This is a genomic window from Micromonospora sp. WMMC264 (assembly GCF_027497275.1).
Lineage (GTDB): Bacteria > Actinomycetota > Actinomycetes > Mycobacteriales > Micromonosporaceae > Micromonospora > Micromonospora chalcea.
The window spans coordinates 5444488-5464719 of the sequence record NZ_CP114907.1 but is presented as its reverse complement, the minus strand read 5'-3'; the positions used below and the strand labels follow the sequence as shown (position 1 = coordinate 5464719).

Genomic DNA, 20232 nt, shown 5'->3' with positions numbered 1-20232 from the left:
GGCCGGTACGCCGTGGCGTGCCGGCCCCCGGCCCGTATCCCCCTCGACGAGCAGGTCGAACGGGTGTGGCATGGTTGAGGACGTGGCGAATCCGGCTGGCGAGCGTTCAGGTCAGTTCGGCGCGCTCGGCCTGCACCTCGCGGACCCGCGCGTCGAAGCCTCGGTGCTGGGCGTGCTCGACCGGGTCGAGACGAGCCTGCGGGCGAGCGTGGCGAGCGCTGACCCGCTGGTGACCGAGGCGTCCCGGCACCTGGTCGAGGCCGGCGGCAAGCGGTTCCGCCCGCTGCTGGTGGCGCTGAGCGCCCAGTTCGGCGACCCGGAGGCCGCGCAGGTCGTCCCGGCCGCCGTGGTGATGGAACTCACCCACCTGGCGACGCTCTACCACGACGACGTGATGGACGAGGCCGCCGTGCGGCGGGGCGCGCCGAGCGCCAACTCCCGCTGGACCAACTCGGTGGCCATCCTGGTCGGCGACTACCTCTTCGCCCGGGCCGCGGACATCGCCGCCGAACTGGGCACGGAGGCGGTACGCCTGCAGGCGCGCACGTTCGCTCGGCTGGTGCACGGCCAGATCGCCGAGACGGTCGGCCCACGCGACGACGACCCGGTCGCGCACTACCTGCACGTGATCGCCGAGAAGACCGGTTCGCTGATCGCCACGTCGGCCCGCTTCGGCGGCATGTTCGGCGGCGCGTCGCCCGAGCACATCGAGGCGCTCGCCGGGTACGGCGAGATCATCGGCGTCGCGTTCCAGCTCTCCGACGACCTGCTGGACATCTCCAGCGAGTCGATCCAGTCCGGCAAGACGCCCGGCACCGACCTGCGCGAGGGCGTGCCCACCCTGCCGGTGCTCTACGCGCTGGCCTCGGACGACGCGGACGCGGCGAGCGTACGGCTGCGGGAGATCCTGGCCACCGGCCCGCTGGTGGACGACGCGCTGCACGCCGAGGCGCTCGGCCTGCTGCGGGAGTCCCCGGCGCTCAAGCGGGCCCGGGAGACGGTACGCAGCTACGCCGAGGACGCGCGGGCCCGGCTGGCCCCGCTGCCCGAGAGCCCGGCGCGCCGCGCGCTGGAGTCCCTCTGCGACTACATCGCCGACCGCACCAGCTGACCCCCGCACCCAGGGCGAGGGCGGTCAGCCGAGCGCGGGGGCGCGGCGGAGCAGGCGGGCGCCGAGCAGCATCAGCACGGCGGCCACGAGCATGGCTGCCGCCGCCGTCAGCCACATCGCCGGGTAGCCGGCCGCGCCGGCCAGCGCGCCCAGGCCGAGCGGGCCCAGGCAGCCGCCCGCGTACACGCCGGTCTGGGTGATCGAGGTGGCGGCGGCCGGGGCCTGCGGGTGCAGCCGGACCACCGCGAAGTTCATCAGCCCGGGCCAGGCCCAGCCGAGCCCGAAGCCGAGCACCACGCCCGCGACCAGCGGCGCGGAGCCGGCCACCGCGAGCAGGATCAGGCCGACCGACCCGGTCAGCAGCATCCCGGCGATCAGCCCGACGTGCCCGTCGGCGCGCCGGTCGGCGAGCCAGCCGACGCCCACCCGGGCCAGCACGCACACCGCGCTGCCGAGCGTGAGCGTCAGGCCGGCCAGGCCGGGGGAGAGACCCCGCGTCGCCGCCGAGTCGACCAGGAACGTGCCCAGCGCGTTCGCCGCGGCTGCCGCCAGCGTCGCGGCCAGCCCGATGACCACGAGCGGGGCGGTGCCGCCGTAGCGGCCCCCGGAGGCGGCCCGGGCGTGCCGGTCCCGTCCGGTCCGGGGTACGGCCGGCAGCGCGGCCAGCGCCGCCCCGGCGGCGACCACGAAGGCCCAGCGCCAGCCGGCGGTGAGCGCGACGGTGGGGACCGCCACGCCGGCCAGCAGCGTCGCGACCGGGACGGCGGCCTGCTTCACGCCGAACGAGAGCCCCTGCCGGTGGGCGGGCACGTGCTCGGCGAGCGCGGCGTTGCTGGCGAGCTGTCCGAGGGCGTTGGCGGCGGCGCTGAGCGCCAGCAGCGTCACCAGCATCGGGTACGACCGGGCCAGCCCGGCCACGGCGAGCAGGGAGGCGGCGGAGAGCAGGATGCCGGCGCGGGCGACGGTGGCCGGGCCGTACCGCTCGACCAGGGCCCCGGAGGGCACCGAGGCGAGCGCGCTCACGCCGAAGTAGATCGAGACGGCCAGGCCCAGGCCGGCCGGGCTGAACCGGAGTTCGTCGCCGAGCTGCACGGCGAGCCCGCCGACGAGGAAGACGGGCAGGACGCACACGATCGTGGTGACGGTGGCGCCGGCGCCCGCCCGGACCGCCCGCCGGGCCGACGCGGGTGCGTCTTGCGAAACTGTTTCAGTCATTGCGAGCACACCCTACGCCCGCACGTTTTGGCTGCTCATCGTGTCCGTCGACCTACCGTCTGTGTCCGGTGATCTGGCATCCTCCATCCGAACAGGCATTTCGCACTCGGCCGGTTTTTCATATGGTGTAAGTCCCCGGCGGCGGAGGTGGTTGTGCGCGACCCCTTGGCGGAACCCTCGGACCTGATCCGCAGCGTGTCCCGCGCGCTTCGAGTGCTCGAGTCGGTCGGCCGTGCGCCGAGAGGGCTCACCGTGAAGCAGATCGCCCGGCGTTGCGAGTTGACAGTCGCCACGACCTACCACCTTGTCCGCACGCTCGCGTACGAGGGCTACGTGATCCGGCGCGAGGACGGGACGTACATCGTGGGGTTGGAGGTGGCCGACCGCTACCGCGAGCTGGTCACCGCGTTCCGCGGGCCGCCCGCGGTCGGCGAGGCGCTGCGCCGCGCGGCGTCGGACACCGGCTGGAGCCACTACCTCGGCCGTTTCATCGGCGGGCAGGTGGCGGTGACCGCCTCCGCCGAGGGGCCACGCTCGCCCTTCCTGGAAGACCTGGTGCCGGGCTTCGACGAGGGCGCCCACGCCACCGCGCTCGGCAAGAGCCTGCTCGCCACGCTCACCACCGAACAGCGCTTCCGCTACCTGCGCGAGTACGGCATGCGCCCGTTCACCACCGCCACCCTCACCACCGTGGAGGCGTTCGAGGCCGACCTGGCCGCCGGTGACCGGCGCGGCATGCAACTGGAACTCGGGCAGTTCCGGCAGGGCGTGGCGTGCGCGGCGGTGCTCGTCGCCCCGGACAAGGACATCGAGCGCCGGGTGGTGCTGGCGTGCGCGCTGCCGGCCGGCGAGATGATGACCTCGGCCCGGGTGGTCCGCGCGAAGCTGCTCACCGCCGCCAGGTCGATCGCCGACGGCATCGCCTCCGAGAACTGACGAAGGGCCGCCGACCTGGTGGGTCGACGGCCCCTCGCGGAGCGGACCAGCGCCGGACCGCTCCCGGGGTGGGTCAGCTGCCGACCGGGCCGCCGTCGAGGCGCCAGGTGACCACCACGCCGGGCTTGGCGAAGTCGCCGTCCGGCCAGGTGGAGGCCGGGTTCTCCACCGACGCGCCGGTCACCTCGCCCGGGTGCTGCACCGCCACGAAGACCGAGCGGTTGTCACCGGTGATGAACGGGCCGCAGGTCTCCGCGCCGAGCGGCACGGTGAGGAACTGCTTCAGGTGGCCCCGCTCCGGGCCCTCCACGGCGGTGGCGAACAGGCCGTCGTTGCTGCCCAGCGCGTTGCCGTCGGTCGAGATCCACAGGTTGCCGGTGGCGTCGAAGGCGACGTTGTCCGGGCAGGAGATCGGCGAGACCCTGGTCTTGTCGTACCCGGCGAAGTACGTCGAGGCGTCGGCCGGGTCGCCGCAGACGATCGGCAGCGACCAGGCGAAGGTCTCGGCCGTGTTGTCGCCGCGGTCCTCGACCAGCTCCAGGATCTGCCCGTGCCGGTTGCTGTTGCGCGGGTTCGCCTCGTCGGCCGGGGCCTTGCCCGCCTTGCCGCGGTCGCTGTTGTTCGTCAGCGCCACGTACACCTTGCCGGTGAGCAGGCTCGGCTCGACGTCCTCGGGGCGGTCCATCTTCGTCGCGCCGACCTTGTCCCCGGCCAGCCGGGTGAACGTGAGCACGTCGGCGGCGGTCATGCCGTCGACGTACGAGCGGTTGCCGCTGACCAGCTTGATCCAGCGGCCCCGGCCGCCGAAACCGCCGTCGGCCGGGAGCTTGCCGGAACCGTCGATCTCGGCGGCCGGGCTGTCCCCCTCGATCCTGGCGACGTAGAGCGTGCCCGACTCCAGCAGCGTCAGGTTGTGCCGCCGGGCCACCGAGGACTTGCCCGGCATGAACTTCTTGTCCGACACGAACTTGTAGAGGTAGTCGAAGCGCTCGTCGTCGCCCATGTACGCGACCACGCGGCCGTCGCGCGCCACGATGACGTTCGCGCCCTCGTGCTTGAACCGGCCCAGCGCGGTGTGCTTGCGCGGCTTGGACTGCGGGTCGAACGGGTCGATCTCGACGACCCAGCCGAACCGGTTCGCCTCGTTGGGGTGCCGGGCCAGGTCGAAGCGCTCGTCCGCCCGGTCCCACTTGCGGCTGCCGCTCGGGTAGCGCACGTCGGTCGGGATGCCGTAGCGGGTCAGCTTCGCCTTCTGCTCCTCGGCCACCGCGTCGCCGCCGACGAAGTACTGGTTGAAGTTCTCCTCGCCGGAGAGCACAGTGCCCCACGGGGTGACGCCGCCGGCGCAGTTGTTGAGCGTGCCGACGACGGTCCGGCCCTTCGGGTCGGCGGCGGTACGCAGCCACGCCGACCCGGCCGCCGGGCCGGTCATCTCGAACTTCGTCGCCAGCGCCGTGACCCGGCGGTTGTACTCGCGCCGACCGCGCCGGACCGGCTGCCACTGCCCGGTGTTCTCCACCCGCTCCAGCTCGACCACTGACATGCCGTGCGCGGCCATCGCCACCCGCACCTGCTCCACGGTCAGCGCGTCCTGGCTGGTGAAGCCGGGGAACATGAGGTCCTCGTTTGTGTACTCGTGGTTCACCACGAGCAGCGCGCGCCGACGGTCGATCGGCAGCACGCCGACGAAGTCGTTGTTGTAGCCGAACTGCTTGGACTGGGCGGCGGCGGTCTGCCGGCCCAGGTTGAACGCGGGCGCGCCGGGCACGACCTCGTCACCCCAGCGGATCACCACCGAGTGGTCGTACCCGTTCGGCACCACGAGCGTGTCGAGCTTGTTCGGCGGGATCGGCTTGAACGTCAGCGCGCCGCTGCCGGGACGCCCCGCGCCGGTGGCGGCCACCCCGCCCTCGCCGGGCACCGGCGGAGCGGCGGGGGCGGCGGCCGCCGGGGACCCGGCCAGCGCGCCCGCCGCGGCGCCGCCGAAGCCGAGCACCAGCGCGCCGACCGCGCCGGCCCGGACCACGCCGCGCCGGGAGATCTCGGTGTCGACCACGTCCCCGAAGTACGGGTTGTCGGTCGGGTTGGGCACCGGGTGGTCGCAGGCGTTGCCGCACCGGTACAGACAGGTCATCGCGTCGCGGCTGCCGTGGCGGGTGCCACCGAGCAGCGGAAGCAGGCGAGGCCGGTCGCTCATGAGGTGGAGCCTCCAGATCGGACGAGGGGGAAGGCGCACGGGCGAGGGAGCCCGCGCTCACCCGCCGGACGCTGCCAGGGCGCCGTGAGCGGCGGTCGGCCCGCAGCTGAACCGGACGTGAACAGCTCCGTCGTGACCTGCGGCTGAACCGTTCGGCGACACGGCACGTATGGAAGGGCGTACACATCGCCGGTCTCCCCGCCGCCGGAAGCGAGGTACCGCCATCAGCGACCACGACGCCCAACTGCTGCGCGCGCTGCACGACGAGCATGCCGACGCGCTGTACGCGCACGCCCTGCGGCTGGTCAACGGCGATCGGCCCCGCGCCGAGGACCTGGTGCAGGAGACGCTGCTGCGCGCCTGGCGGCACCCCGAGTCGCTGGACCCGCGACGCGGCTCGGTACGCGCCTGGCTGTTCACCACGGCGCGGAACCTGGCCATCGACGCCTGGCGGCGGCGCTCGGCCCGGGTCGGCGAGGTGTACACGGACGAACTGCCGGAGACCGCCGAGACGGTCGACGAGACGGAGCGCGCGGTGGAGGCGTGGACCGTGGCCGAGGCGCTCAACCGGCTCAGCCCGACCCATCGGGAAGTGCTCGTCGAGTGCTTCTACCAGGGGCGTTCGGTGGCGGAGGCGGCGGCGCGGCTGGGCGTACCGCCCGGCACGGTGAAGTCGCGTACCCACTACGCGCTGCGCTCACTACGGTTGGCGCTGGCCGAGATGGGGGTGACCGGATGACACGCTGCGAGTTCGCTCACGACGACGGGGCGTACGTGCTCGGTGCCCTCGCCCCGGCGGACCGGGTCGCCTACGAGCGGCACCTGGCCGGCTGCGCCCAGTGCCGGGAGGCGGTGGCCGAGATCGCCGTGCTGCCCGGCCTGCTGGGCCGGCTCGACCCGGCCGGCCTGGAGCAGTTCCTGGAGGTCGGGCCGGAGACGTCGCGGGTGCCCGCGCTGCTCGACGCCGCGCGGGAGCGCAAGCGCCGCGAGCGGTCCCGCTCCCGCCGCCGGTACGCGCTGACCGCGCTCGCCGCCGCCGCGCTCGCGGTGCTGGCCGGCGTCGGGGTGGCGCTGGTCCAGCCGCCGGCCGAGCCGTCCACGCCGCAGGTGGCGTTGACCTCCATGCGGCCGGTGGCCGGGACGGTGCCGGTGCACGCCGAGGTGGGGCTGACCGAGACGCCGTGGGGCACCGAGGTCACCATGCACTGCGGCTACGACAGGCGGGCCGGGCACCGGGAGGCGTACACGTTCCGGCTGGTGGCGCACGGCCCGGACGGCGCGACGGAGCAGATCGGCTCCTGGCTCGCCGCCCCCGGCGACGACCTGCGGTTCTCCGGGGTAACCCGGTTCACCAGGGGTGAACTGGTCCGTCTGGAACTCCTCCGAGGCGCCAATTCCCCAGTCCTGGCTTACGACTTCCGCTGACCGCCGTCCCCTCCCCGTTGATCTTGCAGTTGCGGCCCTCGGCGCGGGTGATTGGTCCCTTTCGCGGGGGCGGTAAGTGCAAGATCAACGGGACGGGGTGGGTGCGGCGGCCGGGGTGGGGGTGCGGGTGGCCTGGCGGGTGCGGTGGGAGTGGCGCAGGGCGTCGGCGGTGAAGACCATCAGGGCCAGCCACACCAGCGCGAAGCCGGCCAGCCGGACCGGGGGCATCGGCTCGTGGAAGATCAGCACGCCGCAGCCGAGCTGGAGGATCGGGGCCAGATATTGCAGCATGCCGACAGTGGACAGCGGCAGCCGGTTCGCCGCCCCGGCGAACAGCAGCAGCGGGATCGCGGTGGCAGCGCCGGCCAGCACCAGCAGCGCGGTGTGCCCGGCCGAGACGTGCCCGAACGTCGAGTCGCCGCGCGCCGACAGCCAGCCCAGGTACGCCAGCGCGGGCAGCGCCAGCACCGCCGACTCCACGAACAGCCCTTCCGTGGCGGGCAGCGCGAGGCGCTTCTTGACCAGGCCGTACCCGGCGAAGCTGAACGCCAGGGTGAGCGCCAGCCAGGGCAGCCGGCCGTAGTCGACGGCGAGCACCGCCACCGCGAGCCCGCCGACGCCGAGCGCCGCCCACTGCGCCGGGCGCAGCCGTTCGCGCAGCAGGAAGACGCCGAACAGCACCGACACCAGCGGGTTGATGAAGTACCCGAGCGCCGTCTCCACCACCCGGTCGGAGTTCACGCCGTAGATGTACGTGCCCCAGTTGACGGCGATCAGCGCGGCGGCGAGCCCGATGCCGGCGAGCGCCCGCGGCCGCCCGGCCAGCCTGCGCAGGAAACCGGCGTGCCGCGTGGCGGCCAGCAGCAACGCCACGAACGCCACCGACCAGAGGATCCGGTGCGCGAGGATCTCCATCGGCCCGGCCGGGCGCAGCAGCTTCAGGTAGATCGGGAAGAAACCCCAGATCAGGTACGCGCCGACGCCGTACAGGTAGCCGAGCCGGAGCTGGTTCACCGCTCCACCGTAAGTGGTGGATCTGTCTGTTGATCCTTATCGGTGACCGGCGTCACCCGCTGATCCAGCTCCATCCACCGATCCGGCGCGACCGGGCGGAAGCCGAGCTTCGCGTAGACCCCGTGCGCGTCGAGCGTCGCCAGCAGGATCCGGCGTACGCCCAGCTCGGCCAAGTGGTCGCGGACCGCGCCGGCCAGCCAGGTGCCCAGTCCGCGACCGCGCTCGGCCGGGTCGACGTAGACGTCGCAGAGCCAGGCGAACGTGGCCCGGTCGGTGACCACCCGGGCGACAGCGACCTGCCGGCCGTCACCGGCGCGGTAGACGCCGAAGCCGATCGAGCCGGCGAACGAGCGCGCGACCGTCTCCCGCTCCCGCCCCCGCGCCCAGTAGGCGTCGCCGGCGAGCCAGGCGTGCACCCGGTCCAGGTCGATCCGGTCCGGGTCGGTGCTGATCTGGTAGCCGTCCGAGCGGGTCACAGTGAACACCCGCCGACGCTAGCGCCGTCACAGGGGCCGCTCGCCAGCCAATTCCCTCCTGGTGGCCCCGGCCGGTCGCCGTCGCGCCCGGCCGGGGCCGGGGGTGTCAGTCGCGGTCGAGGACGGCGCCCAGGATCCAGGTGACGATGCCGACGAACAGCGCGCCCAGCACCGCCTCCGGCCAGAACCCGTCCACGTGGAAGGGCAACCCCGCCTCACCGGCGATCCAACTGGTGAGCAGGAAGAGCAGGCCGTTCACCACGAGCGCGATCAAACCGAGGGTGAGCAGGTAGAAGCCGCAACCCACGGTCTTGATGATCGGCTGAAGCACCGCGTTGACCACTCCGAAGATCACCGCGACGAGAACCAGCGTGATCACCGTCTCGGTGGCCGACCCGGAGTCCAGCGAGATGCCGGGGATGAGCAGCGTGGCGAGCCAGAACGCCACTGCCGTCGAGCCCACACGAATCAGAAGACCCTTCAGGAAATCCATGGCCGGGATCGTGCCACGGACGTACCACCAGGGAAAGCAGCGTGACGCCCCCGCGCGCCTCAGCGTCGCGCCGGGCGACCGACCAGTTGCGACTCCACAGGCGTCGGTGAGAGCAGCGCCCACCGCAGGGCCCGCCGGTTGACCACCGCCACCATGTCGTCGCGGATGCGGGTCAACCAGTCGGCGGATCCGCCGAGCCCGAGCGCCGCTCCGGCCAGCGCCGCCTCGTCCGGGTCGAGTGGCTGAAGGATCGCCAGGTCGGCGCGGGCCAGCGTCGCCGTGTCGGCCGCGGTCAGCTCGTCGCGGACCACGAGCACGGACTGCCAGGCCGCGTCCGGCCCGGCCTCCGGCGGCACCGGGCCGACGTCGACCACCACCAGCAGCGGGCACAGCGGTGAGGCGGGCGCGCCGCCGGGCGGACGCCCCGGCGGAAGCAGCGGTACGCCGCCACCGAGCGTCCCGACGCCGCGGACGAACGGCTCCCAGGCCCGGGGACGGCCGGTCTGCACCGCCACCCGGGCGCCCAGCGCCAGCGCCCGCAGCACGAGCAGTTGAGCGGCCGGCACACCGCCGATCAGCAGCACCCGTGTCGGGGCGGGCCGGAACAGGCGCACGGTGAGCGCGGCGCCGTGGCGGTTGGCGCCCACCATCAGGCCGGCGGTGGCCGGGGGCAGTTCCAGTGCGGGCGGCGGCGACCCGGACCCACCGGTCACCCCGAGCGGCAGCGTGGCGGCGAGCCCGGCCAGGTGCTCCCCGTCGAGCCGGCGCAGCTCCCCGCCGACGTCACCGGCGACGCGCCGAAGCGTCCGATCCACCGCCGACAACTCGTCCGCGCTGCCGGCGGCGACCCGCACCGCCAACTCGGCCGGGGCCGGATTCGTCCCGGCGCGGGGTCCGACCGTCAGCGCGACGGTGGTGGCGGTGGCCGGCACCGCGAGCAGCCGGGTGACCAGCCCCGGGGAGGGCTCGCCCCGCGGATCGGGCCACCGGCGCAGTCGCCAGGTGGCCTGCGCCAGCCCGCCCACGGTGAGCAGCGGCCACGTCTCCCGGACCGGGGCGCCGGGCTCGTGATGGGCCAGCTCGGCGATCACCCGCAGCGCCGCGTCCCCGCCGAGCGGCCGGGCGGTGAGCGGCCCGAGCCGGCGGACGATCCGCCGCAGCGTGCCGGAGAGCGCCCGCAGCAACTCCTCGTCCGGCCAGCCGTCCGCCCGCAACACCTGGACGGCCAGGACCGCGCGCGTCCGCCCCGGCACCCGGCCGTCGGTGAGCTGACGGTAGGACGTCCCGGCGGGACCGCCCGCGACGGCCGGCACGGGCGCGGGGGAGGACGAGAAGACGAGCTGCAACCGGACCGCTGGGGCGTCCGGGCCGCTCGGCGGGAGCAGGTCGGACGGTACGGGCAGCCGGCGCGCGTGGTCACCGAGCAGGTCGTCCGGGTCGCCGAGTTCCAGCAGCGCGGTCAGGCCGGCGGCGTCGTGCAGCACCGCGGCCGGACCGCCGGCCAGCTCGGTGGAGCCGGCCACCGCCCCCGGCCGGACCAGTTCCAGCAGCGCCGCCGGATCGGCGGCCGACGGCAGGGCGCGGCGCCGGGTCAGGTACGCGACGGCGGTGACGAGCCATTCGTGCAGCCAGCGGCCGCGTACCCGGATCCACGCGGCCGGCAGCATCAGCGCGGCGGTGAGCAGCGCGGCGGCGGTCGCCACGAAGCCCCGCCCGGCGGCGGCCACCAGCACGGCCGCCGCGACCTGTGTCGCCACGACCTGACCGGCCCGCTGCCGCGCGCCCGGCCGCCGTGTCCACAGTGGGGCGGACGCGGCCGGCCGGGTCGTTGTCGTCGCGGCCACCGCACCTCCTCGCCCGGGTCCCGCTGTGACGTCACCGTGGCACATCGTAATGGCCGAGTTGTCCACAGGGGAGCCCGAGGGGGTAGCAGAACCGGAGTGGGGCGGCTACCGTCAGCGACGAAATCGTCGAGTCGCGTGTCCCGCCGCCGCCTGGTCTTCCCCTCCACCGGCCCCGGGCGCCCCCGGCGAGTCCACGGTGGTCACCGGGGTGACCAGCCACGACCGAGGAGACGAGGTGACGTCCGGGATGTCCCAGACCCAGGCAGAAGCCGCGGTGATGCAGCAGACCGCCGCGAAGTTCGAGCAGGTCGACCAGTCGCTGCAGACCATGCTCAGCGGCCTGATGGCCGAGCTGGAGGTGCTGCAGCAGGCCTGGCGGGGCGCCGGAGGGCGCTCGTTCGCGCAGGTCAAGCAGCAGTGGGCGCAGGACCAGGCGGCCCTGCAGCGGGCGCTGCGGGAGACCGCCACCGCGATCCGCACCGCCGGCCGGCAGTACGACCTGTCCGACACCGAGGCCGCCGGCCGGGTGGCGGGCACCAACCGCGGCATCCAGTTGCCGCTCTGACAACCGGAAGGATCGAACTCATGGAGCACGGTGTGCTGGTCGTCAACTTCGCCGCCCTGCAACAGGCCGGCGCCGACATCCAACGGGCGCTGTCCACCCTGGAGAGCCAGCTCGGCCAGTTGGAACGCGATGCCGCCCCGCTGGTGGCGAGCTGGAACGGCGCCGCCCGCGAGGCGTACGAGGTGCGGCAGTCCCGGTGGCGGGCCGCCTCGCAGGACCTGCAGGCGATGCTGCGCGACATCAAGCTCGCGGTGGAGGATTCCGCGGCCGACTACCTCGACACCGAGAAGCGCAACACCAACCTGTTCCAGTGAAGCGTCCCGTGCGGCCCGGGTCTGCCGATCCGGGCCGCACGGCGGTTCAGGCCGGGTCGGCCGCCCGCCAGCGGCGCCGTGCTCCGCGCGGCAGCACCAGGGCGAGCGCCGCCACGAGTGCCACGGTCCCGCCCACGACGGCGGCGGTCAGCAGCGCCCGGTCCCGGGCCGTCCCGCGGCGAGCCTCGCGGGCCAGCGCGGCCGGATCCGGCCGGTCGGCGGGCAGCGCGGCGCCCGGCCGGGGCCGGGAGTCCACCACGCCCGCCGACTCGGTCACCGCCCGGTACGGGTTGAGCACCCCCGCGCCGTAGCCGGTCTCCCGTCCCGGGGCCGGGTCGGCGGCGGCCACGATCCGGGCGGCCACCTCGTCCGCGCTCAGCCGGGGCCGGTACTGACGCAGCAGCGCCGCGGTGCCGGCCACGAACGGAGTGGCGTAGCTGGTGCCCTCCGCCCGGTGGTGTCCCTGGCGGGGCGCCGCCATCAGCACCTCGCTGCCCGGGGCGACCACGTCGACGTACGGGCCGGTCTGGGAGAACGCCGAGCGGGTGCCGTCCGGGCCGATCGCGCCCACCCCCAGCACGCCGTCGTACGCGGCCGGGTAGGGCCGGGGATCGCCGTTGTCGTGCAGGTTCCCGGCGGCGGCCACCACCACCACGTCCTGTCGCAGCGCGTACGCGACGGCGGCGCGCACGTCGGGGTCGTCCGCGTACAGCACGACCGACAGGTTGAGCACGTCGGCGTCGTGGTCCACCGCCCACCGGATCGCCCGGGCGAAACCGGCCGCGTCGACGGTACGCCCCGACTCCCGCCCCTCGACCACCTGCTGCTCGCTCACCCGTACCGGGAGGATGCGCGCGTCCGGCGCGAGGCCGCGGAACGCGACGCCGGGCTGCGGGGCGGCGGCGACGATGCTCGCGACACCGGTGCCGTGCCCGGCGCAGTCCCGGGTGCCGTCCCCGCCCGGGTCGAGGAAGTCGGCGCCGGACAGGACGCGCCCGGCGAGCTGCGGATGGGACCGGTCCACGCCCGAGTCGATCACCGCGACCACGACTCCGGCGCCGGTGGCGAGCGGGGCGAGCCGGTCCGGGGCGTACCGTTGCTGCGGCCACGGCTGTTGCGCGACCGGCCGCGCCGGGGCGGGTGGCGAGGCGCAGCCGGCCGGCGCGCGAGCCGCCGCGGGGGCGACCGGAGACCCGACGGCGAGGAGCGTCGCCAGGGCGGCCACGGCCGGGTGCGCGACAGGCCGATACATCGACGACCTCCGTAACGTGTCGGCTCCGGGACGGGATGTTATCGCCTCGTGGACATCGGGGCGGACCGTCGATGGCCAGAAGTCCTGATCTTGCTGTCACCTTGTAGGTTGTAGGCGATGCCTGTGGCCTGTTCGCGGAAGGAGAGGTGGCCGTGACCGGATGGGAGCCGGCCACCGAGGCCGAGGTGGCGATGCGGGACGCGCTGCGCGCCCAGGACCAGCAGCAGTACTTTCGGGTGCTGACGCGCGTCGATCTGTTCCTGCCGGTCACGGGCGGCCCGGCCGGCGGATGGGGCACCTGGACCTCCGGCGGCCGCACGCACGTGCTCGCCTTCACCTCCGCCGCCGCGCTGCGGGCCAGCCTGGGGGAGAACGCCGGCACGGCCCGCCGTGTCCCCTACCCGGAACTGGCGGACGGCTGGCCCAACCCGGAGTGGTGGCTGGCGGTCAACCCCGGGCTGCCGATCGAGGGCTACCTGCCCGCCTGGTACGTGGCTCAGCTCTCCCGGGGCGACGTCCGGCTGCCCGGGCGGACCATGGGCGCTCGGGCCCGGCTGGAGCGGGTGGAGGGCGCGGCCCGGAGCGCTCGCAACGGCGTACCCGATTCCGCGCCCCGCCCGTCCGCCGTACCCGTCCCGCCGGCCGCCGTCCCGCCCCCTGTCGTTCCGGCTCCCGCGGTTCCGCCCGCAGCCGTTCCGCCTCCCGCGGTGCCGCCTCCGGCGGTGCCGGGCGACCGGGGCGGACGGCGGACTGCGGACGACGAGCCGCCGACGGTGCCGGTACGCGGCGGTTCGGTGCTGGGGCGGCGGCTGCCGACCGTGCCGCCCCGCCGCCGGGAGCCGGACCGGGACAGCCCGGGCCGCGCCGACCCGGGCGACGAACCGGGTACGGACGCCCTGGACGGCTGGCTCACCGACCTGCGCCGCCGCCCCGACGAGCCGGACCCCTTCGCCGCCGAGCCCGCGTCGACCGACGAGCCGCCGTCGACCCCCACGCCACCGCCACCGTCGCGGTCCTTCTTCGAGCCCGCCTCCGGTCGCTCGGCCCGGCGCCCGTCACCGCTGGACGCGCCACGGCGGGCCGCCGACCGGGCCACCCCGCCGACCCGGTTCGCCGGTGGCCAGCCGTTTCCGCGTCGCCGTCCGCTGAACGAGCCGGTACGGGAGGACCCCACCCAGGCGTTCGCGGCACAGGCGGACGAGCCGCCTCCGGCGCTCCGGACCGACGAGGCGACCCAGGCGTTCCGGCCGAGCCGCCCACCCGAGGACGCCATCGGGACGCTGCCCCGGCGTCACTCCGGCCCTGCCACCCCCGCGACGGACACGTGGGCCGACCCGGTCGGCGCCGACCGGGAGGCCCCGCCCTGGGACGCTGCCGAGGACCCGACGGAGGCGCTGTCGCCCTCGATCGCCGAGCCGGTGTCGAGTCCGCCCGCGCCGCGCCGGGACTTCACCCCCATCGTCATCGAGGGCACGGTCATCGAGGCCCGCGACCTGACCGAGCCCGATCAGCCCTGGTCCGCGCAGTACGCCGACCCGGTGCGTGCCGCGCCGGCCGATCACGCGGCGGCACCCTGGGCCGGTGACCCGACCGCGCCGCTCCCGGCCGACCCGCTGCTGACGACCGGCGACGAGACGATGAACCTCACCGAGGCCGCCCACACCGTTGCGCCGGCCGAGACGGCGCCGTTCGACCGGGCCGGGCGGCTCGACGATCCGACGGTGTCGTTCACCTCGACGGCCGAACCCACGGTTTCCCTGTTCGAGGCGCACACGCCGGCTGCCGAGCCGACTACCTCGCTGTTCGCGCCGACGCCGCCCGAGCAGACGGCGGCCCTGTTCGCGCCGGCCACCGCCGGGGAACAGGCCACCGTGTCGCTCTTCGAGCCGGCCGCCGACGCCGAGCCGGCCACGCAGCCGGCCCCCGAGGCCGAACCGGCCGCCTTCGACGATTCCGTCACCACGTCGCTGTTCGCGCCGGGTGAGCCGACCGTCGCGCTGTCCACCCCGCACGAGACGCCGGACACCTCGGAGCCGCCCGCGCCCCTGGCGGAGCCGGCGCCGATCGACGGCGACCCGGTGAGCGCCGCCGCTCCGGCCGACTTCGTGCCGGCGAACAACGTGGAGGAGGAGTTGCTGGCCGCCGCGGGCAGCGGGAGCACCGACGGCTTCCTCACCACCCTGCTGCTGGCCCGGGTGCTGCTGCCGGCCGCGCCCGACTCGGCCGCGGGCAGCCGGCCGGGTGAGCCGGGGTTCGTCTGGCACACCGAGCCGGTGGACGGCGAGACGTCCGTCTCGGTCTACACCTCCCCGGAACGCCTCGCCGAGCACGCCGGAGACGCGGTCGAGACGGTACGGGTCAAGTTCGTCCAGCTCATTCGCAAGTGGCCGGACGTGTCCTGGTCGTTCCGGGTGAACCCGGGCAGCCCGGTCGGCGCGACGTACCCGGGGGAGCAGGTTCTCGCGCTCGCCAACTGGGCGGCCGAGGTGGGCCTCGGCGACGACCCGGAGCCGGCCGCCGCGCCGCAGCCGGCGGAACGACAGCGCCCGGAGGCGCCGACGATCGCCGCGAACCAGCCGGTGACCATGCAGAAGGCGATCGCGGCGAGCCAGCTCGCGTACTACCTGGAGCGTGGCTACGACCGGGTCTCCGGCTTCGTGCACCGGGCCGGGGAACTGGCGCACCTGAACAGCCCGGCGGAGCTGTACCGGGCGCTCGGGCTCGGCCACCCGGGTTCGCCGTTCTCCCCGGACGACGAGGAGATCTACCTGCTGCGCTGGCCGGCCTACCGGCCGAGCCTCTACCGGATTCCCTACGGCGGGCCGAACGAGGCCGCGATGCGGGCGATGGAGGGCTGGGTGATCGAGCGACCGCCGTTCCGCGGCAACGGCTTCGCCCCCGGGGAGAGCAGCGACGTGATCGCCGAGTTCAAGGTGGACAGCGCCCGCCTGCCGCACGGCGCCGAGCTGTGGCGGCTCGGCGCGGACGGCGCCACGCGGCTGGTCGCGGTCCTGGACACCGACGCGCTGGTCTGGCGGAAGGCGGACGAGGCGTGACCCGCGACGGCTACGTGGCCCGCTGGCGGGGGCGGGAGTACCAGGCCAGCCCCGACGGCGACGACATCCGCCTCTACCAGCCCGGCCCGGACGAGGGGTTCACCGAGGTACGCCCCGGCCGGTACGTCCGGGTGGTTCCGGCGGCCGAGGTCGACGATCTCGCGTACGTGCGGACCACCTGCACCTGGCAGGGACAGCCGTTCATCGTGCTGGCCGAGCACGAGGGCTGGCTGCGGCTGGAGTACACGGGTGGGCGCTGGCCGGTGGCCGAGGCGATGGGGCTGGAGGCGTTCGACTTCGGCGTCTACCAGGGCTGGGCGCCCGCGACCGAGGTGGCCGACCTGGGCGAGCAGCGGGTCTGAGTCAGGACTTCGCCCAGCGCAGGATCTCGCCGAGCACCAGGTCACGGGCCTCCACGTGGGGGAAGTGCCCCACGTCGTCGAGCAGCCGCCACTCGTACGGCGCGCTGACGTAGCGGCCGGAGCCCTGGGCGGTACGGGGAAGCGACGCGCGGTCCAGCGCGCCGTGCAGTTGCAGGGTCGGCGTGACGAGCGGCTTCTGCATCAGCTTCACGAAGCGGTAGCCGTGCAGCCGCAGCACCGAGCGGAACGCCCAGCGGTAGCCCTCCATCGCGCAGAACGCGGCCTGCGGGATCTGCATCGCGACCCGGCAGCAGTGGGCGTAGGCGGCGAAGTCGGGGCTGTCCGCCCAACGTGGGCCGCCCCACCGGCGCAGAATCTCCTCCACCTCGGCGGCGTCGTCCCGGGTCAGGACGTGCTCGTAGCGGGGGAACTGGAACTTGAGCGTCGCGGTGGCCGAGGCGAACTGGCCGCGCGGGTCGGCGAAGATGGCGGCCCGCAGCCGCAGCGGGTGCGGCGCGCCGAGCACCACGAGCCGCCGGACCAGGGTCGGGTGGAAGGAGGCGGCGGTCCAGCCGATGAGCCCGCCCGCGCCGGTGCCGACCACCGTGGCCGATCGCTCGCCGAGCGCGCGGATCAGGCCGGCGACGTCGGCGGCGAGCGTGTAGCCGTCGTACCCCCGGGGTGGTTTGTCGCTCGCGCCGTAGCCGCGCAGGTCGACGGCGACCGCCCGGAAGCCCGCGTCCGCGACCGCCGGCAGCATCTCGTGCCAGGCGTACCAGTACTCGGGGAAGCCGTGGAGGAAGAGCACCATCGGACCGGCGCCCGCCTCGACGACGTGGAACCGGCTGCCGTTGGCGCCGACGAACCGGTGCGTCCACGGCCCCTCGGGCAGGACGCAGGACTCGTCGACGGGTCCGCCGCGCTGGTCGGTCATGGGGCACAGCCTAGGGCCGCCGATCGCGCATCGGGCTCGCAGGTGACCAGGATCAGGGATTTCTCCGGGAGGTGACCCATGCGGCCCGGCGACCGCTTGCGGGGTCAGGATTCGGCGACGCGCATGGGGATGCCGGGCCCGCAGTCCACCGAGCGGTCCCGTGCGGTGAGCCGCAGCGAGACGAAGTCGCCCTTGCGCAACTCCCCGGCGTCCGGGCCGTACACGGCGTACTCCGTGCCGTTCTCGTCCATCAGGCCGTAGCAGGGTCCGGAGCCGCCCCGGGTGATCCATCCGGCGACGACGCCGGCCGGGCGGTTGTCGGTCGGCTTCCTCGGCGGGCCGGCGGGACGCCGCAGCGTCGGCAGTTCGGTGGCGGACAGCGGCGCGGGCCGGTCGGCGGGCGTGCCCGCGCCGCTCGCGGCCGGCTGGTGGTCGTCGGACACGGATCCTCCGTCTCGGCCGCGCCGTCGATCAGCGCCATCGTGGGGCGGCCGGCAGCGTGGGGCGGGTGTCGAACGGATGGGACGCGGGCGGGGTACGCCGGGTTCCCGGAAAGGGCGATGCCCGGGCGGTGAGCCCGCCCGGGCATCGCGTGGCGCGTCGATCAGTGGATCAGGAGAAGCGGACCTTCAGCGAGGTGCCGTTCTGCTCCAGGACCTTGATCTTGGTGCCGGTGGCCGGGAGCTTGACGCCGTGGTTCGGCAGCTCCGGGTACCAGTACTGCTTGGTGTCGTCGAACAGCGGCTGCGCGTCCTGACCGCGGATGTACTGCGGCTGGCTGTTGATGTGCAGCGTGAACGAGTCGGCCTTCTTCAGGCTGAACGGCGCGTCGTAGACCTGGACACGGGCCCGCCAGGGCTGGCCGGTCAGGTTGTAGATCGGCCGCGGGTGCGCGTCGATGATCATGTTCCGACCCTCACCCGGGTGCGCGAACGTGTCGTTGTCCGCGAACCGCAGGTTCCAGTAGGAGATCAGCAGACCCTCCTGGTACGCGTAGTGGTCCACGTAGTCCGGGCGGGTGTTCGCGTAGCCGAAGAAGTACGGGCCGGTCTTGAGGTACTTGTCGTACGAGACGTACGACCGGTGACCGGCGATGTAGTAGTTGTCGAACTTACGGGTGTAGGTCTCCTCGACGATGCTGAAGCCGCTGAGGGTCCAGCCGTTGGCACCGGCCTCGGCGCCGTCGGTGAGGAGGGTCTGACCGTCGGCGGTCACGGTGATCGCGTCACCGTAGAAGCCGCCCTCGGACACACCGCCGTCCGTCTGGTAGCGGAGCCGGAACTGCACGACCTTGCCGGCGACCGCGTCCATCGGGATGTTGACGTCGACCCACTGGTCGTTGCTGGAGCCGTCCAGGGCGTAGCGCCCGGGGGAGATCTCCTTCAGCGGGGTGCCGTTGGCCGTACCGGGCAGCGAGGTCCAGGTCTGGCCACCGTCGGTGGACGCCTCGAAGAACAGGTAGTCGTAGTCCGCCTCGATGCTGTAGCGACCCTTCATCGACAGCGCGGCGCTGGTCTTCCCGGTGAGGTCGACAGTGCGCGTCATCGTGTTGTTCAGGTCGTCGTCGTTGCCCGAGAAGAACTGCTTCGTACCCTCGAACGGCTTGCCGTTCTGGAACGTGTACTCCCGCTGCGGCAGCACCACCACGGCGCCCTGGGCCTTGTTGGAGTTGTACTCCTGCGGCCCGAGTTCCAGGGTGCGCTTCTGGCCGGCCACGATCACCTCGTAGTCGAGCCAGCCGAGCTGGAGCTTGTTCCAGGCGCCGAGGTCGCCACCGCGCTCGCCGATGCCGCCGTCGTTCTTGGCGCCGAGCCGGCTCTGGGCCATCAGGGTCCAGTGCTCGTTGTTGTTGTCCCCACCGCTGACCACGTTGTAGTCGTCCGGCAGACCGAGGTCGTGGCCGTACTCGTGGTAGAAGACGCTCCGGCCACCGTTCTCCGGCTGGATCGTGTAGTCACCGATCCAGACGCCGGTGTTGCCGATCTGGGTGCCGCCGGCCGGGAAGTTCTCCGGGCCGGTGTTGCCCTGGTCGCTGGCGAAGGCGTACCACCGGTGGCTCCAGATGGCGTCCTCACCCTGGTACGGGTCACCGTCGGCCTCGTCGCCGCCGGCGTGGACGATCTGGAAGTGGTCGATGTAGCCGTCCGGCTCGTTGAAGTCGCCGTCGCCGTCGAAGTCGTACCGGTCCCACTGGTCCATCGCCTTGACGTCCGCGGCGATCTCCGCGTCGGAGCGGCCCTGCGCCTTCTGGTCGGCGACCCACTGGTTGGCGGCGTCGCGGACCAGGGCCCAGGTGTTGGTGCAGACGTTCGAGGCACACGGGTAGCCGCCGGAGCGGCCGTAGCGAGCCTCGTTGTACCGCACCTTCACCCAGTTGGTGACCTCGCCGTCGACGCTGTACCGACCCGAGGACTGGGCCTCGTAGTACTGCTTCAGCGACTCGTCGCCCGGGTTGGTGCCGAAGTACAGCTGCCGGTAGTAGTCGGCGCTGTAGTCCGCCTGCCAGACCGTGGAGTTGTCCACCGCGCGGTTGGGCTGGGGGATCTGGTTGCGGAGCGGACCGTCGAACCGGGTCGGGCCCGGGGTGTCCGGGTCGGTGTCCTGGTCCGGGTAGTTCGGGTGCCGCTCGTCGCCGAACTCCGCGAGGATGACGAAGATCCTGTCGGTCCGCTCGCGGGAGAGTTCGACGTACTGGTCCTTGGTCGGGCCCTTGCCGGCCTTGGTGCTCTTGGCTGCCTTGCCCGCCGCGGGACCGGCGGCGGCCCGCTCGCCGACCTTGACGACCGTGCTGCCGTTGATCTTCTGGGCCTTCGCCCTGCCGGACAGGACCTCGCTGAGGCCTTCCTGGCGCAGCGCGCGCCGCTTCTCCTCGAGCGGGTTGGGCAGGTCGTGCTCAGCCTGCGCAGGCTCGGCCACCGACGGAGCGGCGGCCGGCAGCTTCGGCGTCGGCGCGGCGCTGGCGGCCGTGCCTGCCACCAGCCCCGTCGCGGTCAGCGAAAGCCCGAGCAGACCCACTGCGACTTTGCGCACGTGGTACC

Annotated in this window: 18 protein-coding genes; 8 read left to right on the top strand and 10 right to left on the bottom strand. The window is 73.9% G+C overall.

Features of this window, described 5'->3' with window-relative positions:
* Positions 1–70 precede the first annotated feature (70 nt).
* A complete protein-coding gene (locus O7542_RS24050) occupies positions 71–1111 on the top strand; it encodes a polyprenyl synthetase family protein (RefSeq protein WP_043327297.1) in 1041 nt (346 codons plus the stop codon).
* Positions 1112–1135: 24 nt separating this feature from the next.
* On the opposite strand, the gene O7542_RS24045 is transcribed toward O7542_RS24050, so the two are convergent.
* The gene (locus O7542_RS24045; protein ID WP_043327295.1) at positions 1136–2326 is read right to left on the bottom strand and encodes an MFS transporter; all 1191 of its coding nucleotides are present in this window, start codon (positions 2324–2326) and stop codon (positions 1136–1138) included.
* A gap of 153 nt (positions 2327–2479) precedes the next feature.
* Here O7542_RS24045 and O7542_RS24040 point away from each other — a divergent pair, with 153 nt between their 5' ends.
* Positions 2480–3262 carry a helix-turn-helix domain-containing protein gene (locus O7542_RS24040; protein ID WP_030503712.1) on the top strand — a complete coding sequence of 261 codons (783 nt, stop codon included), beginning with the start codon at positions 2480–2482 and terminating at the stop codon, positions 3260–3262.
* Positions 3263–3335: 73 nt separating this feature from the next.
* Here the strand turns inward: O7542_RS24040 and O7542_RS24035 are convergent, their stop codons facing one another.
* Positions 3336–5459, bottom strand: coding sequence for a PhoX family phosphatase (locus O7542_RS24035; protein ID WP_064448436.1), 2124 nt, complete (start codon positions 5457–5459; stop codon positions 3336–3338).
* 169 nt (positions 5460–5628) lie between these two features.
* Between O7542_RS24035 and O7542_RS24030 the strand changes: the two genes are divergently transcribed.
* The gene (locus O7542_RS24030) at positions 5629–6198 is read left to right on the top strand and encodes a sigma-70 family RNA polymerase sigma factor (RefSeq protein ID WP_036343884.1); all 570 of its coding nucleotides are present in this window, start codon (positions 5629–5631) and stop codon (positions 6196–6198) included.
* Complete coding sequence (locus O7542_RS24025; RefSeq protein ID WP_069088820.1) at positions 6195–6884, top strand: zf-HC2 domain-containing protein; 690 nt, start codon at positions 6195–6197, stop codon at positions 6882–6884. Before O7542_RS24030 ends, O7542_RS24025 begins: the two co-directional genes overlap by 4 nt.
* 84 nt (positions 6885–6968) lie before the next feature.
* Here the strand turns inward: O7542_RS24025 and rarD are convergent, their stop codons facing one another.
* The 4 genes from rarD to eccE all read right to left on the bottom strand — a co-directional run bounded on the left by rarD (position 6969) and on the right by eccE (position 10711).
* Complete coding sequence (gene rarD / locus O7542_RS24020) at positions 6969–7898, bottom strand: EamA family transporter RarD (RefSeq protein ID WP_209959682.1); 930 nt, start codon at positions 7896–7898, stop codon at positions 6969–6971.
* Positions 7895–8383, bottom strand: coding sequence for a GNAT family N-acetyltransferase (locus tag O7542_RS24015; protein ID WP_281605242.1), 489 nt, complete (start codon positions 8381–8383; stop codon positions 7895–7897). Before O7542_RS24015 ends, rarD begins: the two co-directional genes overlap by 4 nt.
* 97 nt (positions 8384–8480) lie before the next feature.
* Positions 8481–8867 (bottom strand): phage holin family protein, encoded by a 387-nt coding sequence (locus O7542_RS24010; RefSeq protein ID WP_030503717.1) that lies wholly within the window; start codon positions 8865–8867, stop codon positions 8481–8483.
* 59 nt (positions 8868–8926) lie between these two features.
* The gene (eccE, locus tag O7542_RS24005; protein WP_069088822.1) at positions 8927–10711 is read right to left on the bottom strand and encodes a type VII secretion protein EccE; all 1785 of its coding nucleotides are present in this window, start codon (positions 10709–10711) and stop codon (positions 8927–8929) included.
* A 247-nt stretch (positions 10712–10958) separates the two neighbouring features.
* On the opposite strand from eccE, the gene O7542_RS24000 reads away from it, so the two are divergent.
* Positions 10959–11276: a WXG100 family type VII secretion target gene (locus tag O7542_RS24000; RefSeq protein ID WP_030503719.1), complete on the top strand. Its 318-nt coding sequence runs from the start codon at positions 10959–10961 to the stop codon at positions 11274–11276.
* A 20-nt stretch (positions 11277–11296) separates the two neighbouring features.
* A complete protein-coding gene (locus O7542_RS23995) occupies positions 11297–11590 on the top strand; it encodes a WXG100 family type VII secretion target (protein WP_043327280.1) in 294 nt (97 codons plus the stop codon).
* Positions 11591–11636: 46 nt separating this feature from the next.
* Here the strand turns inward: O7542_RS23995 and mycP are convergent, their stop codons facing one another.
* Positions 11637–12842 (bottom strand): type VII secretion-associated serine protease mycosin, encoded by a 1206-nt coding sequence (gene mycP, locus O7542_RS23990; RefSeq protein WP_043327278.1) that lies wholly within the window; start codon positions 12840–12842, stop codon positions 11637–11639.
* Positions 12843–12994: 152 nt separating this feature from the next.
* Here mycP and O7542_RS23985 point away from each other — a divergent pair, with 152 nt between their 5' ends.
* Complete coding sequence (locus tag O7542_RS23985; RefSeq protein ID WP_281605241.1) at positions 12995–15898, top strand: SseB family protein; 2904 nt, start codon at positions 12995–12997, stop codon at positions 15896–15898.
* Positions 15895–16260 (top strand): hypothetical protein, encoded by a 366-nt coding sequence (locus O7542_RS23980; protein ID WP_187693912.1) that lies wholly within the window; start codon positions 15895–15897, stop codon positions 16258–16260. The genes O7542_RS23985 and O7542_RS23980 overlap by 4 nt, the downstream gene beginning before the upstream one ends.
* 1 nt (position 16261) lies before the next feature.
* Here the strand turns inward: O7542_RS23980 and O7542_RS23975 are convergent, their stop codons facing one another.
* The 3 genes from O7542_RS23975 to O7542_RS23965 form a co-directional block, all read right to left on the bottom strand.
* The gene (locus tag O7542_RS23975; protein WP_281605240.1) at positions 16262–17194 is read right to left on the bottom strand and encodes an alpha/beta hydrolase; all 933 of its coding nucleotides are present in this window, start codon (positions 17192–17194) and stop codon (positions 16262–16264) included.
* Positions 17195–17298: 104 nt separating this feature from the next.
* Positions 17299–17637 carry a hypothetical protein gene (locus O7542_RS23970; protein WP_210868821.1) on the bottom strand — a complete coding sequence of 113 codons (339 nt, stop codon included), beginning with the start codon at positions 17635–17637 and terminating at the stop codon, positions 17299–17301.
* A gap of 169 nt (positions 17638–17806) precedes the next feature.
* Positions 17807–20209 carry an immune inhibitor A domain-containing protein gene (locus O7542_RS23965; protein ID WP_043327268.1) on the bottom strand — a complete coding sequence of 801 codons (2403 nt, stop codon included), beginning with the start codon at positions 20207–20209 and terminating at the stop codon, positions 17807–17809.
* Positions 20210–20232: the final 23 nt, after the last annotated feature.